Annotated in this window: 12 protein-coding genes; 4 read left to right on the top strand and 8 right to left on the bottom strand. The window is 73.8% G+C overall.

All coding sequences use genetic code 11. The features are described from left to right. Positions 1–28: 28 nt before the first annotated feature. From OG310_RS25060 to OG310_RS25045, 4 genes are all read right to left on the bottom strand, one after another. A complete protein-coding gene (locus OG310_RS25060; protein WP_329458111.1) occupies positions 29–322 on the bottom strand; it encodes a hypothetical protein in 294 nt (97 codons plus the stop codon). Positions 323–693: 371 nt separating this feature from the next. Then, a complete protein-coding gene (locus tag OG310_RS25055) occupies positions 694–1,776 on the bottom strand; it encodes a prenyltransferase (RefSeq protein WP_329460368.1) in 1,083 nt (360 codons plus the stop codon). A 10-nt stretch (positions 1,777–1,786) separates the two neighbouring features. Further along, the gene (locus tag OG310_RS25050) at positions 1,787–2,518 is read right to left on the bottom strand and encodes a class I SAM-dependent methyltransferase (RefSeq protein ID WP_329458110.1); all 732 of its coding nucleotides are present in this window, start codon (positions 2,516–2,518) and stop codon (positions 1,787–1,789) included. A 114-nt stretch (positions 2,519–2,632) separates the two neighbouring features. After that, entirely contained in the window at positions 2,633–3,973 is a 1,341-nt protein-coding gene (locus OG310_RS25045) for a glycosyltransferase family 4 protein (protein WP_329460367.1), read from the bottom strand. Between the two features lie 366 nt (positions 3,974–4,339). Between OG310_RS25045 and OG310_RS25040 the strand changes: the two genes are divergently transcribed. Further along, positions 4,340–5,224, top strand: coding sequence for an LLM class F420-dependent oxidoreductase (locus OG310_RS25040; protein WP_329458109.1), 885 nt, complete (start codon positions 4,340–4,342; stop codon positions 5,222–5,224). A 464-nt stretch (positions 5,225–5,688) separates the two neighbouring features. Then, positions 5,689–7,083, top strand: coding sequence for a prenyltransferase/squalene oxidase repeat-containing protein (locus OG310_RS25035; protein ID WP_329458108.1), 1,395 nt, complete (start codon positions 5,689–5,691; stop codon positions 7,081–7,083). Between the two features lie 380 nt (positions 7,084–7,463). On the opposite strand, the gene OG310_RS25030 is transcribed toward OG310_RS25035, so the two are convergent. The 4 genes from OG310_RS25030 to OG310_RS25015 all read right to left on the bottom strand — a co-directional run bounded on the left by OG310_RS25030 (position 7,464) and on the right by OG310_RS25015 (position 12,185). Further along, on the bottom strand, positions 7,464–7,637 hold the full coding sequence (locus OG310_RS25030; RefSeq protein WP_329454023.1) for a hydrophobic protein: 174 nt from the start codon (positions 7,635–7,637) through the stop codon (positions 7,464–7,466). Positions 7,638–8,085: 448 nt separating this feature from the next. After that, a complete protein-coding gene (locus tag OG310_RS25025; RefSeq protein ID WP_329458107.1) occupies positions 8,086–10,206 on the bottom strand; it encodes a bifunctional glycosyltransferase 87/phosphatase PAP2 family protein in 2,121 nt (706 codons plus the stop codon). Positions 10,207–10,659: 453 nt separating this feature from the next. Continuing rightward, complete coding sequence (locus tag OG310_RS25020; protein WP_329458106.1) at positions 10,660–11,538, bottom strand: hypothetical protein; 879 nt, start codon at positions 11,536–11,538, stop codon at positions 10,660–10,662. After that, positions 11,538–12,185 carry a hypothetical protein gene (locus OG310_RS25015; protein WP_329458105.1) on the bottom strand — a complete coding sequence of 216 codons (648 nt, stop codon included), beginning with the start codon at positions 12,183–12,185 and terminating at the stop codon, positions 11,538–11,540. The genes OG310_RS25020 and OG310_RS25015 overlap by 1 nt, the downstream gene beginning before the upstream one ends. A 169-nt stretch (positions 12,186–12,354) precedes the next feature. Here OG310_RS25015 and OG310_RS25010 point away from each other — a divergent pair, with 169 nt between their 5' ends. Both OG310_RS25010 and OG310_RS25005 read left to right on the top strand, forming a co-directional pair. Beyond that, positions 12,355–12,858, top strand: a complete 504-nt coding sequence (locus OG310_RS25010; RefSeq protein ID WP_443078727.1) for a GNAT family N-acetyltransferase — start codon at positions 12,355–12,357, stop codon at positions 12,856–12,858. Between the two features lie 141 nt (positions 12,859–12,999). Continuing rightward, entirely contained in the window at positions 13,000–14,397 is a 1,398-nt protein-coding gene (locus tag OG310_RS25005; RefSeq protein WP_329458104.1) for a peptidoglycan-binding domain-containing protein, read from the top strand. Positions 14,398–14,511 lie beyond the last annotated feature (114 nt).

Below are 14,511 nucleotides of genomic sequence, written 5' to 3'. Positions count from 1 at the left end.
AAGCACTTGGTGTCAGAAGTGCTCGGTGTCAGAAGTGGCGGAGCCTGTTGGCGAGCCCGTGCCCCACGAACAGGTAGACCACGGCGGCCAGGCCGTAGCCCGCCACGACCCGGGCCCAGGCGTCATGGAAGGTGAACAGGTCGTACGACCAACCGGCGAGCCAACGGGCGGCGTTCTGGATGAAGTTCACCAGATCGTTGGCCCGGTTGGCGTCCAGCAGGTACATCACGATCCACAGACCCAGAATGAGGGCCATGATGTCGGCGATGACGATGATGATCGTCGCCGCGGAGCGGTTCCCACTGCGTGAATGTGTGGCCATGACCCTCGTGTTGCCCCTTGTGAGCCTGTGAAACCGGGCAGTTGGCACCGCGGGGCGGGACAGCACGGGCCGGCGCTCCGGCCGAAGGCGCTGCGGGTACCACCCGCCCCACGGCGGCCACCCGCCGGCACGGCCTCGGCCCACTGCCGCGAGCCGCCCGCCCGCACCGGAACACCACTGGCACGGAGGCCGCCCGTCCGCACCGAAGGGGTCCCGAAGCCGCCGGGGGCCCACCGCCACCGCCACCACGGAGTTCCACGCGCCACCGGCCGTATCCCCGGGCGGGAGCCGGGCTCCTCACCGGCCTCTCGGGGGGGGCCGGCCCGTGCCCCCACCACTCCCCATCGGCCCCGCCTGCGGCGGGAGCCGGGCTACCCGCAGCAGTCGGGCTCGACCCCGTGCGGCAGCCGCTCCCCGCCGAAGACCGCGGTGGTCGCCTCGTCGCCGCCGAGCGCGGCGACCGCCAGCAGCAGCGACGCCGCGGTCCAGGTGGTGAGTTCGGGCGGCCAGAATGCCTTCTCGCCCTCGAAGACGTACCCCGTCCAGTACATGCCGCCGGGCTCACGCAGGTGCTGGAGGGACTTGAGGACGTCGAGCGCGCGCCCCGACTCGCCCATCACCCAGAGCGCCAGGGCGAGTTCGCAGCTCTCTCCACCGGTGACCCAGGGATTGGGCACCACGCAGCGCACACCGAGGCCGGGCACGACGAAGGTGTCCCAACCCTCCTCGATGCGCGACTTGGCCTCGGCCCCGGTCAACGCGCCGCCGAGCACCGGGTAGTACCAGTCCATCGAGTACCGGCTCTTGTCCAGGAACCGCTCGGGGTGCGCGCGGATCGCGTGGCCGAGCGCACCGGCCGCCAGCTCCCACTCGGGCTGCGGCTCCTCGCGCTCCGCGGCGATGGCCAGCGCGCACCGCAGCGCGTGGTACACCGAAGAACACCCGGTCAGCAGTGCGTCGTGGACGGGCGTGCCGTCCGCCTCCCGCTTCCAGCCGATCTGCCCGCCGGGCCGGCGCAGCGTCAGGACGTACTCGATCGCCGCGTGCACCACGGGCCACATGACATCGAGGAACGTGTCGTCCCCGGTGGCCAGGTAGTGGTGCCAGATCCCGACGGCGGGGTACGCGCAGAAGTTGGTCTCCCGGTGCGTCTCGCACGGGCGCTGACCGTCGTCCCCGTCCTGGTAGGCCGCGTACCAGGAACCGTCGTCGTTCTGGTGGGCCGCGAGCCAGGCGTAGGCGTCCGCTGCCGCCGTGTGCTGCCCCGCCGCGTCGAGGGCCATCGCGGCCTCGACATGGTCCCAGGGGTCCAGGTGGTGGCCGCGGAACCAGGGGATCGCACCGTCGGGGCGCTGCACCGCCCGGATGCCCTCGACCGTCACGATGGCCTGACGTTCCGTCAGCACACCGGGCAGCACGAGGTGCTCGGTGCGGCCCGGCTCGGCGCTCGACAGGGTCACCAGCTCACTCCACGCCCGCGGCTGAGCGGGGCTTGGTCGCGTACGCCACGAAGCTCTTTCCGATCACGGGGTTCAGGAGCTGCTCGGCCGCCTTGGTGGCGAAGGGCTTCTTCATGATGTCCCAGACCAGCAGCTTGTGGTAGGCGCGCACGGGGAGCGCCTTGTCGTTGTCGACACCGAGGGCGCACTTGAGCCACCAGTAGGGCGCGTGCAGGGCGTGCGCGTGGTGGCTGCCGTACGGCTTGAGGCCCGCCTCCCGGATACGGCCGAGGAGTTCGTCGGCCTTGTAGATGCGGATGTGGCCGCCCTCGACCTCGTGGTAGGCGTCGGACAGCGCCCAGCACACCTTCTCGGGGCCGTACCGGGGCACCGTCACCGCGATCCGGCCGCCGGGACGCAGCACCCGCACCATCTCGGCGAGCACGCCCTTGTCGTCGTGGATGTGCTCCATCACCTCGGAGATGATGACGACGTCGAACGACTCGTCGGGGAAGGGCAGATTGAGCGCGTCGCCCTCCATGGCGGTCGCACTGGCGCCCTCCGGCGCCTCGCCCGCCTCCTTCATGGCGGCGAACCAGCGGGCGACCTCGCGGATCTCCTCGCCGTTGCGGTCCAGGGCGACGACACGTGCTCCGCGCCGGTAGCACTCGAAGGCGTGCCGGCCCGCGCCGCAGCCCAGGTCGAGCACGCGGTCTCCCGCGGCGAGCGGGAAACGGGTGAAGTCCACGGTCAGCACGGGGGCCTGCTTTCGCGGTCGGAGGCGGTTCGGTCAGGTGGGCAGTGCTGGGCGGGACGCGGAGTGCGTCCGGGGGCGCTCGCGCGCCGGCGCCCGGGTGGTACGCCGCCGGGGCTAGCCGACGGGGGTGCGCCGGCGGCGGCCGTCGCGTTCGATCGCCTCGCGGTACAGCCGCACGGTGCCCTCGGCGGCTCGTGCCCAGGTGAACCTGGCGAGGACCCGCTCCCGGCCGGCCGCGCCGAGTCTGTCCCGCAGCTCCGGGGCGTCGAGCAGCCTGCCGAGGGCGGCGGCGAGGGCGCCGGAGTCCCCCGGCGGCACGGCGAGGCAGGTCTCACCGTCCGGGCCGGCCACTTCGGGGATGGCGCCCCCGGTGGTGGCGACGAGCGGCGTGCCGGTCGCCATGGCCTCCGCGGCAGGCAGCGAGAAGCCCTCGTACAGCGAGGGGACGCAGGCGATCTGGGCGCCGCGCACGAGATCGACCAGTTCGGCGTCGGAGATCCCCTTGACGAACTCGACCGCGTCGCCGAGGCCGTAGCGGGCGATGGCCCGCGCCACCGGCCCGTCCTCGGCGCGCCTGCCGACAACCACGAGATGGGCGGCGGGGTGTTCCGTGCGTACCTTGGCAAGCGCCTCGACCAGGTGGACGAGTCCCTTGAGCGGGACGTCGGCGCTGGAGGTCGTGACGATGCGGCCCGGCACCTCGGGCACGGCCGGGTCGGGCGAGAACAGGTCGGTGTCCGCGCCGATGTGGACGACATGGATGCGGCGGGCGGGGACGCTCAGATCCTCGGCTATCTCCCGCTTCGAGGAGCCGGAGACGGTCACGACGGACGGCAGGCGGCGCGCCACCCGCTTCTGCATCCGGGTGAATCCGTACCAGCGGCGCACGGAGTAGCGCTTGCGCCGGTCGGGCGCGGCGTCCAGGTCGAGCCGGCGGTCGACGGTGATGGGGTGGTGGATCGTGGTGACGAGCGGCGCGCCGAGGTCGCCGAGCAGGCCGTAGCCGAGCGTCTGGTTGTCGTGGACGACGTCGAACTGCCCCGCGCGGGCCGTGAGATGGCGGCGGGCACGCAGTGAGAAGGTCAACGGCTCGGGGAACCCGCCCGTCCACATGGTGGCGACTTCGAGGGCGTCGACCCAGTCGCGGTACTCGTCGGCCTTCGGCGTCCGGAACGGGTCGGGCTGCCGGTAGAGGTCCAGGCTCGGCAGTTCGGTGAGCGTGACGCCGTCGATCTCGTCCAGTACGGGGTAGGGCTGGGCGCCGATGACCTCGACATGGTGGCCGAGGCGGGCGAGTTCGCGTGAGAGGTGGCGGACATAGACACCCTGCCCACCGCAGAACGGATTCCCCTTGTAACTGAGCAGCGCGATACGCAGACGGCTCCCGGGATCCGCGGCCGCCGCCGTGGCCTTGCCGCCCCGTGACGCCGATGCCCGGACCGGCGCCGCGGGCACGGGTGGCCCGGACGGATCCGGTGAGGCAGGGGACTCCGTGGCTCCAGCGGTCACTCCCGCACCCTTCCCACCGGCTCTTTGTCGACTTAACGTGTCGACGGAGCGTAACCGGCCACGGCGAGCGCGGACAAGTCACGGCAGGCCGACGACAGCCTCCGAATCTACCGGCTGGTAGCGGGCGGGAAGCAGCCGGATCAGGTGATTCCCACCACGCGCGCCCCGGCGCCCCCTCGTTCCCCTTCTCCTGCCCCTCCCCCGGCGGCCACGTACCCGCGGCCCACCCGCCGTCGTGAGGACACGCGGCAGACACGTCCGGGATGGCGGAACAACCGGGCGGCACCGTCGGCTTGCACCACTATGACGTCCATGAACCTCTCGAACACCACGGACTTCGGCACCATCGGTGTCTGGAGCACAGCGCTGCGCACCGCCAACCCGGAGCACGGCCGGCAGGTCACCGACGCGACGGCCGAGCTGGAATCCCTCGGCTACGGCACGGTCTGGATCGGCGGCAGCCCGTCCGTCACGGAGGCCCGCCCGCTGCTCGACGCGACGACACGGCTCACCGTCGCCACGGGCATCCTCAGCATCTGGGACCACAGCACCGAGGAGGTGGCCGCGAGCCGGGCCGAGCTGGAGCGGAGCCACCCCGGACGCTTCGTGCTGGGCCTCGGGGCGAGCCACAGCGCCCTGGCCGAGCGGTACGAACGCCCGTACTCGACGATGAAGGAGTACCTGACGGGCCTCGACACGGCGCCCGAGCCGGTGCCGGCGAGCGGGCGAGTCCTGGCGGCGCTCGGTCCGAAGATGCTGGAACTGTCCCGCGACCGGGCGGCGGGGGCACACCCGTACCTGGTGACGGCGGAGCACACGGCCAAGGCTCGCGAGATCCTCGGCCCGGACGCCCTCCTCGCGCCGGAGCTGAAGGTCGTGCTGAACCCGGACCTCGCGGCGGCGCGCGAGACGGCCCGCGGCTACCTCGGCTTCTACATGGAGTTGCCGAACTACACGAAGAACCTGGAACGCTTCGGCTTCTCCGCGGGGGACTTCGAGGACGGCGGCAGCGACCGCCTCCTGGACGCGGTGTTCGGGCTCGGCGACGCGGAGGCGATCGCGCGACGGGTCGGGGACTTCCTCTCCGCGGGCGCGGACCACGTGGCGGTCCAGGTGGTGACGGCGGACCCGCGCACGGATCTGCCACTGGCCGAGTGGCGCGAACTGGCGGGCGTCCTCCCGATGACCGGGGCATAACCCGACGGGGCCGGGGCCGGGCCGCGGCGAGGGCCTGAACCCGGGCCCGGACCTGAACGAGGCCCGGCCTGAACCGGGGCCGGGTCACGATCCGCACTCCCGGCCCCGGCGCGGGCCCCCGCCACCGACCCCCGAGCCGCTGCGCGGACACCACGGACACCCAGTCACCCGCCTCCCGCTCCCGGTCGTCCGCTCCCGCCGGTCGTCCGCTCCACGGCCCCGCTCTCCCGCTTTCTCAGGTTCCCGGCCCCCGGCCGGACGCGGCATCCGTACGGCCCCTCCCCCGAGCGCCCGGTCTGCCGGAGCCGGCGGCGGGCGGGCACCGGCCCCCGCCCGCACCTCGCGCCGCCCTCCCGGTGCGCCCGCCCGCGCGGGCCGCCCGCCCGCGGCGGCTCTCCGCTTCGCCGTCCCGGTAGAGTGGCCCGGTCCCCCCGCCGCCCCGTCAGGGAAGTCGCGTCCGCACCATGACCACCGCAGCCCGCCGCGTAGCCGCCGCTCTCGCCGCCTCCGCCCTGCTGTGCGGCGGCCTGGCTCTCTCGCCCGGCGCCGCCGAGGCCGCCACTCCCTCGCCGCACGTGAGCCACACCGCCCCCGCGGCACACGCCTACAAGCGCCGCCCCGCGGACGCCGGGCTCTACGGCGCCACGAACCCGGCCGCCGACGGCGTCACCCGCCAGTCGCTCGCCATGCTGGGTCTGTACGCGGCGAACATGCGGCCCGCCGGCTCCGCGATCCGGTGGCTCCAGGCGCAGCAGTGCGCCGACGGGTCCTTCACCCCGTACCGGGCCCAGGCGGCCGCGCCGTGCGCGCCCACCGCCGCCCGCGACACCACCGCGACGGCCCTCGGGATGCAGGCCCTCGCCAGCGTCGGCGGCCAGGGCCCCCGGCTGGTCGCGGCCCTCAACTGGCTGCGCACGCAGCAGAACGCGGACGGCGGGTGGGGCTCCGCGCCCGGCGCGCCGACGAACGCCTCGTCCACGTCCCTCGTGATCGGGACGATCGCGATGATGGGTTCGCGGCCGAGTTCCGTGCGCTCGCCCTTCACCGGCAACCAGGGGTACGACGCTCTCGTCGGTCTCGCCCTGCCCTGTTCCGTGAGCCACGGTGCGGGCGCTTTCGCCGCCGCCTTGGCCGCCCCCGGCCAGTGGCCGGTCGCCGACGCGCGCTCCACCGCCGACGCGCTGCTCGGCGGCATCGGCAAGCGTTACGTGGCCGCCCCGGTGCAGCCGGGCCCCGCGCCGGTGTGCGACCCCGCGGGCGCCGCTTCGCCGGAGGGCGTGGCGCGCAACGGCGCCGCGTACCTCGCGCCGCTGCTCACCCCGGCGGGCGCTCATCTCACGACCGCGTCCGGCGCGGCCGACCCGTCCGCCACGGCGGACGCGGTGGTGGCGATGTGCGCCGCCGGATACGGCCGCAAGGCGACGGGCGCGCTGCACTGGCTGGAGGCGAACACCGCCGCCTGGGCGAAGAGAACCGGCCCCGCCGCGTACGCCCAGCTGATCTTCGCCGCGCACACGGCGGGCGTGGACCCGGCCGACTTCGGCGGCGTCGACCTCGTCAAGAAGCTCGAAGCGACGGGCCCGCCCGCGGCTCCCCGGCCCGTGCCGAAGCCCACCGGCTCCGCCGCGGCGAGCGCGGGTGCGGGTGCGACCCCCGGCGCGGGCCCCACGGCCAGCCCGAGCCCCACACCGTCCGAAGCTGCGATGAACCCGGCCGCGGTCACTCCGGCGGCGGACGCCGACGACAGCCCGGTCCTGTCCGGCGCCGTCTGGTGGGTCGCGATCGCCCTGATCGTGCTGATCGCGGCCGGTGTGGTCGTCGTCAACCGGCGCAGCGCGCACGGCCGCCCGCGCGGCTAGGACCCGCCCGGGCCGTCATCCTGAGCCGCATGGCGGCGGTCGCTGCCGGCGCGGTGCCGCGGTGGGCATGGCCGCGCTCGTCGTGGCGAACTGCCAGGAGCCGGCCAGGAGCAGGTAGCAGGTAGCCGACGGCACTCCTGAAAACGCGTGGAAACAGATCCTGCGGGAAAAGTAACGGCCCAGCGTTGAAGGAACCGAAGGGCGCCGGGGCGGTCCCCGCCTTGGAGGAGCGGTTCCCTATCCGCTGTTACGGAGGCCGTCCCGACTCCTTGCACAGCTACCCGGCGCGGCGGCTCCCACCCGCCGGGACGGGAGCGGACATGGCGAAGGCGGCCGCCGTGGAGTCCGGGGCCGCCCTCACCAGGTAGGCATACGTTTTTTTACCAGCGGTACCAGCGGCTTCGCTTACCGCCACTGTGTGCGGCCGGGCGGATCAGGAAGCCCAGAGCCCACACGACGAGGACGATGATCGCGATCCACCACAACAGGTGGAGTGCGAAACCCGCACCGAAGAGAATGAGTGCGAGAAGAAGAACGAGCAGAATGGGAACCATAGTTATTACCTCCGGAAAGCCGTGTGCCCCCGGAGTGCCGTGCCATGTGCGGAAAACTGATCTCCTTTATTCGCTCCGTACTCGTCGCCCCCGACGCACTCCACCGTGTCGGGCGCGCGGGCGGCCGCGCCCCGGGCCCGCCCCCACAGCCCCCCACAACCCCTCATGCCGGGCTGTCGAAGCAGCGCTCCTGCTCGTCCGGTGCGGTGCGCCCCGAACAGCCCCTCCGCGATGCCCGCGTACGGCTCCCTGAACGCCTTCGCCCGGTCGTTGTGCAGCGGGTGCAGCCGGTTTCCGCGCGGTTGGCGGGTACGCCATGTACCCGACGCCGATCGCGTCGTTGGCCCCGCCGTCGAACAGGACGGGTTCCTCATGACGGGAGCGCTGGGCGCGGACTCCGGGGCACGGCAGGGACGCGCACCCCGTGAGGGGGTGCGCCCACCGCCACCTACCGTGGCGGGGACGGACTGCGCTCCGGCAGGTCGGGGCCGTCGCAGGGCCCGGGCGGTTCGGGTCCTTCCGCCGGTGCCGGGCGGTCCGGCAGGGCCGGGCCGCCCGCGCGCGAGCGGCCCGTGGACGGCACGGACGTGACCGGGAACGGGTCGGGCGCGAGCACCGCCGTGAGGTCCCTGCCGCTGATCCGCCCCACCCCCTCGCCGATGCCCGTCAGCAGTCGGCGCGGCCCGCCCAGCAGGTAGGTGAGGGCGAAGCCCGCGGCGACGACGGCCGCACCGCCGAACGCGTCCAGCACCCAGTGGTTGGCGGTGGCGATGATGGCCGAGAGCGTGAACAACGGGTCGAGCAGCGCGACCAGTTTCATCCACAGCTTCGGCGCGAGCATGATCACCGTGACCCCGCACCACAGCGACCAGCCGAAGTGCAGCGAGGGCATCGCCGCGTACTGGTTGGTCAGGGCGGTCATCGCGCCGTAGCTGGGATGGGCGAGGTCCTGGGGGCCGTGCACGGTGTCGATGAAGCCGAGCCCCGGCATCAGGCGCGGCGGGGCGAGCGGGAAGAACCAGAAGCCGACGAGGGCGAGCAGCGTCGCGAAGGAGAGCGAGGAGCGGGCCCAGCGGTAGTTCGCGGGGCTGCGCCAGTAAAGAACCGCGAGGATCCCCAGCGGGAACGCGAAGTGGAACGTCTCGTAGTAGAAGTCGAGGAAGTCCCGGAACCATCCGACGTGCATGACGGCGTGGTTGGCCCAGTGCTCGATGTCGATGTGGAGGGCCCGTTCCAGGGAGTGGACCTCCCGGCCGTGGGCCCGCGCGGTCGCGGGGTCGGCGGCGGCGGCGAGCCTGATCCAGGAGTAGGCGGAGTAGCCGACGCGGATGACGAGCAGTTCCAGCACCAGGTTCGGGCGGCCGACGAGCCGCCGCCACACGGGGGCGGCGAGCGGGACACGGCGGAACCTGGCCGGTACGGACTGCGCGTAATCGGTCGGCACGGGTCTGTCGAAGTACGGCGAGGTGCGGGACAGGAACGGCACCACGCACGCCGCGGCCAGGGCGGCGAGCAGCGGCACGTTGTCCCGTACGGGCTCCAGGGTGTCCATGTTCGGCAGCAGGACGGTGCCGGGCAGGGTCATCACGAGGACGACCACGACGGGCCACACGAGCCGGTCCCTGGCGCGCTGTCCCACCCGCCCGGCGAGCGCGAGCAGTATCCACATCAACTGGTACTGCCAGGCGGTCGGCGACACGGCGACTGCCACACATCCGGTGACGGCGACGGCGAGCAGCAACTGCCCGTCCTTCGCGTACCGCACGGCGCGCCGCAGGCCGGTGAGGATCACGGCGGCGGCGAGGACGGCGGCGAGCGCGATACCCCAGGGCCCGTGCGCGCCGAAGCGCAACAGTGCGCCGTGCAACGACTGGTTGGCGAGACCGGCGGCGGGTTCCCCGAGGCCGACCCCGGCGAGGTGGTGCACCCAGTACGTACGGGAGTCGGCGGGCAGCACGCCCCAGGCGAGCGCCGAGAAGCCGGCGAAGGCGGCCAGGGACGTCACGGCCGCCTTCCTGCGTCCCGTCAGCCACAGCAGCGGGACGAACAGCACCACCGCGGGCTGCAGCGCGGCGCCGAGGCCGACGAGCAGTCCCGCGAACGGTTCCCCGCGTGCGACGAAGCAGCCGAGCAGCACGAGCAGGACGGGGATGATGCTGGTCTGGCCCAGGTGGAAGCTGTTGCGCACGGGCAGCGAGACCATCAGCAGGCTGACCGCGACGGGCGCGGCCGGCACCGGGATCCGGCCGGGCAGGGCCCTCGCGGCGATCACCCCGACGGCCGCGACGAGGAGCAGGGTGCCGAGGGTCCAGGTGACGCCCAGGGCCTGTTCCGCGGAGCGGGCCAGCGGTTTGAGGACGAGTCCGGCGAAGGGCGTGCCGGTGAAGGTCGAGCCGTGGCCGTAGAGGGAACCGGTCACGTGCAGGACACCGCCCGGGCCGGTCCACGTCTCCAGGTCGATGAGGCGGCTGCCCGCCGGCTTGTCCAGCACGGCCGCCGCCTGGCGCACCGCGAGCACCGCCGCGACCACCCACAGGAGGGCTCGTGCCGCCACGACTCCGGTACTCACCCCTCTCGGTGCCGTACCGCCCCGCGCACTGCCCTCCGCGTTCGCCACGTCGCGACGACCTTCCTCTCCCGTCCGAAACCACCATCATTGCGGCCCGTGAGGCCCGAGCCTGGCACCGCCCTCGCCGAAAGACTCAGGCAACCCCCTCTTCGCCTGACTGTCATCCCGTTTTGACGCAGTGGAACACAGCGGGCCATCGCGTGGCGCGCACTTGACAGAACGGTCGAACGACGGGCCACCGGGCGCCGCGCGAGGGCGGGCCGGTCAACGGACGGGCCCGGGTCAACGGACGGGCACCCAAGCGGCCGACGGGCCGAGCCGCCGAGCGGCGCCGGGACGAGCCGTGGCGCCCACCCGACAGCTCGGCAGCCCGACGGCCCGGGCAGCCGGGAGGGGCGGGACCCGGGGTCTCGCCCCGGGTCCCGCCCCTCGGCCGGTCCGCACGCCGTCGGGTCAGAGCGCGAGCAGCCGCTCGGTCGTCTCCCGGTAGGTGCGCAACGCGAGCCGCAGCCGCTCCGTGTCGGCCTTCGCGTCCTTGCCGCCGCTGCCGGTGCGGGTGTCCCAGTCGGCCCGCAGGGCCCGCGGGCGCTCCTCCAGCGCGGCGGCGAGCTTGCGGGAGGCCTCCTCCAGCACGCATGCCGCTTCCTCGACGGAGCGGCCCGGGTCGTCGACGAAGTGCGTCAGCGCGCCCTGCAGTCGCCGGCTGAGCTCCTCGCTCTCCGCCTCGGGCATCAGCCGCCCCTCGGTCACGGCGGGTACGGCCTTGTCGAATCCCGTGCGGCCCGCGCCGGTGGCGCGGGAGGCACCTTCCGCGCCGACGGTGCCGGCCGTGCCGTTCCCGTCCCGCGCCGCGCTGTCGCGCAGGTCGCGCTCGCGGCTCAGGGCGCGCTCGCGCCGCACGATCCGCTCACGGTCGCCGTACAGGTCGCCGGTGCTCCGCGTCGAACGCGAGCCCGCGCCGTCCTGCCGGGCCTCCTCGGCCGCGCGGGAGGCGGGGGTGGGCAGTTCCTCGTCCACCCCGGCGAACGCCTCGCCGCTCAGCGGCTCGTCGCTCAGCGCCGCGTCGTGGCCACCGACGCCGTCACGGGTCTCACGGCCGCCGCGGCGGGTGGTGCCGACGGTGTCACCGTCGATCCCGTCGCGATCGGCCCGGCGCGGCTCGCGGGCCGCGCGGGGGCCACCGGTCTCGTCGAACCCGTCCGGTCCTTCGAGCGCGTCGGGGTCGGTCATGCCGGCCGCGCCCGCCTCGTCGGTGACGCCGCTCCGCTCCTCGCCGGGCTCGTTTCCCTGACGGGTCGTGTGGGGGGTCTCATTGGTCTTCCTGCTGAACATCAGGCACCGCTTCCCTTGGGTCGCACGGAGAAAGATTCCTTGCGGCCGGCGCGTCCCGCCAGCCGGCCACGACGGCCGCCCTCGCCGGGGCGGGCGACGATCAACTGCTCGAAGAGTCCGCGCGCGCCGACCATCACCTCGCGCAGTTCCTCCGTGTCCGCTCCGGCGCGCTCGCCCTGCTCCGGCCCCGCGGCGATCCGCATCCGGCGGTAGGCGTCCACCCGGTGCGCGTGGTGCACCGAGAGGGCGTCGAGCTGTTCGTCGTAGGCCTGCGGGCTGTCGGCGGCCGGGAAGCCGCGTGCCGCGGCGAGGTCCGCGATGAGCCGTTCCGCCTGGCCGACCGCCTCGGCGGGCGACTCCACGAAGCGCTCCTGGACCCCCGCCCACTGCGCGGTCCAGCGTTCGCGCTGCTCCGTCGAGAGGGGCAGGACACGCAGGTCGCCGTGGCGCGCGACCCGCTCCTTGAGTTCGTGCTCGGCCTCCGCGGTGTTGCCGTCGTGCCGGGCGACGGCCCGGTCGTACTCGGGACCGAACCTGCGCCGCAAGCCGGCCTTTCCGGTACCCCTGCCCGGTCCCAGGTACAGGACCAGGGCAACGACGATCACGAACACCACGATCAGGCCGACAACGATCAGGACTGTGGACATGAATGCCTTCCTGGTTGCCGGTTGCCGGGTGGTCCCGGGTCTCCCGTCGGTATGTGTACGAGTGCCGGCCTGTGCCGTGCGCGCTGTGGCACGTAACCGGCCGTCACCCTGCTCCTGGTTGCCCGTAATCGCGTCGCAAAACGGCCCCGTGCCCTGCTACACAGATGACGTGACGACTGTGGACGCCCCTGCCTGGTCCGTACGCCCCGAGTCGGCGGGAAGCCCGGACGCGACCCGGCTGCGGCGGGCCTACTACGCGGACGTGGCGGGACGGTACTGGCACCGGCCGGCGAGCGAGGCGGAGGTCGACGAGGGCACCGCGCAGGACCTCGCCTGCGGACTCGCCCCGCCCACCGGCGAGTTCGTCGTCGGCCGGTACGGCGCGCGGGCCGCCTCCTGCGGGGGCGTGCGGTTGCTGGACGGCGGGCGCGCCGAGCTGACCCGCGTCTACGTCTCGCCCTGGGCACGCTCCACCGGTGGTGGCGGGGCGCTGATCGCCGCGCTGGAGAGGGCGGCGCTCGGGCTCGGCGCCCGGGAGCTGGTGCTGGACACCCGGCTGGATCTGGTCGAGGCGCGCGGGCTGTACGTGAAGCACGGCTTCAGGGAGATCCCGGCGTACAACTCGGGGCCGTACCGCGAGATCTGGTACGGCAAAGGCCTCCTTCCTGTCTAAAAAGTGGAATCTCTTTGGCAGGTTTTGGTGCCCTTCTGTCCTTTTCGCGACCGGGACATGCGTCACGTACGGTCCGTGCGGCACCCGCCGTTCCCTCAGGGACTGCATAATCTGGGGCAGTTCAAGGGGAGGGGTTCCACGGTGAACGGACAGTTCTGCCGCTCATGCGGTACACCGCGCGTGCCGGGCGGTGGCGCGGGCTGCTCGTGCGCCGCGTGGACCGGGCAGGCGGCGCCGATACCGCCGCCGCTCCAGGCACCGCCGCACACCGCGGGGCCCTCGGCCGCCGCGGAGACCGCGATCCTGCCGGCCGTCGGGGCGGTGGCACCGCCGAACCCGTACGCCGGGGCCCCCGTTCCGGCTCCGCATGGCGCGAGTGCGCACGCGTACCCCCAGGTTCCCGCCCCGTCCCCGTACGCGGCGGTTCCCGCCCCCTCCTCGTACGCCGGGGCCCCCGTCCCGTCCCCGTACGCCACGGCTCCGGCCCCGTACGCCGCGCCGCTGCCCCCGTACGCACAGCTTCCGCAACCGGCGGCGGACGACCCGGCCTGGACGCGCACCGCCGAACGGGCGGAGACACGCACGGCCGAACTGGCGGCAGCCGAGGACTTCAACCCGCTGCACATCCGCCCGTACGTGACGCTGGACGAGAACGCGCGGGCCGTCGCGGAGCCCGCCACAGCGGGCCCGTTGCCGCCGCTCGCCGCAGCACCGCCGCCCCCGCCCGGCGCGATGCCGCCGCACGCGCCGCACCGTTCCGCCCACCGGGCGTCGCGCCGGCCGATGAAGGCCGTCGCACTCGGTGTGACCGCGGTGGCCGTGCTGAGCACCGCGGCGTTCGCGTCCGGGGTGTTCTCCAGTGGCGCCCACACCGACGAGGCACTCGCCGACACGACCCACACGGGTCTGCCCGACGGGAGTCTGCCCGACGGCGCCTCGACCGGCCCGGCGCAGCCGGCGGTCCGTTCCACACTGACCTCGCCGAACACGCCGGGACAGACCTCGAAGACCACGGCCACGACCGTGCGCGCCGCCGCGACCGGGCACACGGTCCCGACCGCCGGGCACCACGTGGACAGCGCGGCGGCCCACACGGACGGGTCCCTCCGGTACGGCGACAGCGGCGCCCAGGTGAAGGCGCTCCAGGAGAAGCTGGGCGCGATGTACCTGTACCACGGCCCCGACGACGGCTCGTACAACCAGCAACTGGTCGCGGCCGTCCGCATTTACCAGATGTACCGGCACGTGAGCGGCGACCCGTCGGGCGTGTACGGGCCCAACACGCGCCGCGCGCTCGCCTCCGAGCAGGCGCCGCAGGCCCCGCGGCAGAACACCACGCAGCACACCGGGCACACGCAGCAGACCGCGGCGCAACCGCGGCAGCAGTCGTCCGGCGGCGGACAGACGCACGACGCGCACACCGGCCACAGCTCGCACGGCGGCGGCCACACCGAGGCGCCGGGCGGGAACACGTACCCCGGCGGCCCCAGCGGCTACGGCGGCTACGGCGGCTCGTCCGGCGGCACGCACCACCACTGAACACCCGCGCCGACCTCCACCTCCAGGCATCACTGCCGGACCTCGCCACCGCCTGGCGTCACCACCCGGCGTCACCGCCGCACCGGGCATCACCGCCCGGACGCCGCGCGCCGG

The organism is Streptomyces sp. NBC_01497, from assembly GCF_036250695.1.
GTDB lineage: Bacteria > Actinomycetota > Actinomycetes > Streptomycetales > Streptomycetaceae > Streptomyces.
This window is presented reverse-complemented; position numbering and strand designations above follow the sequence as displayed.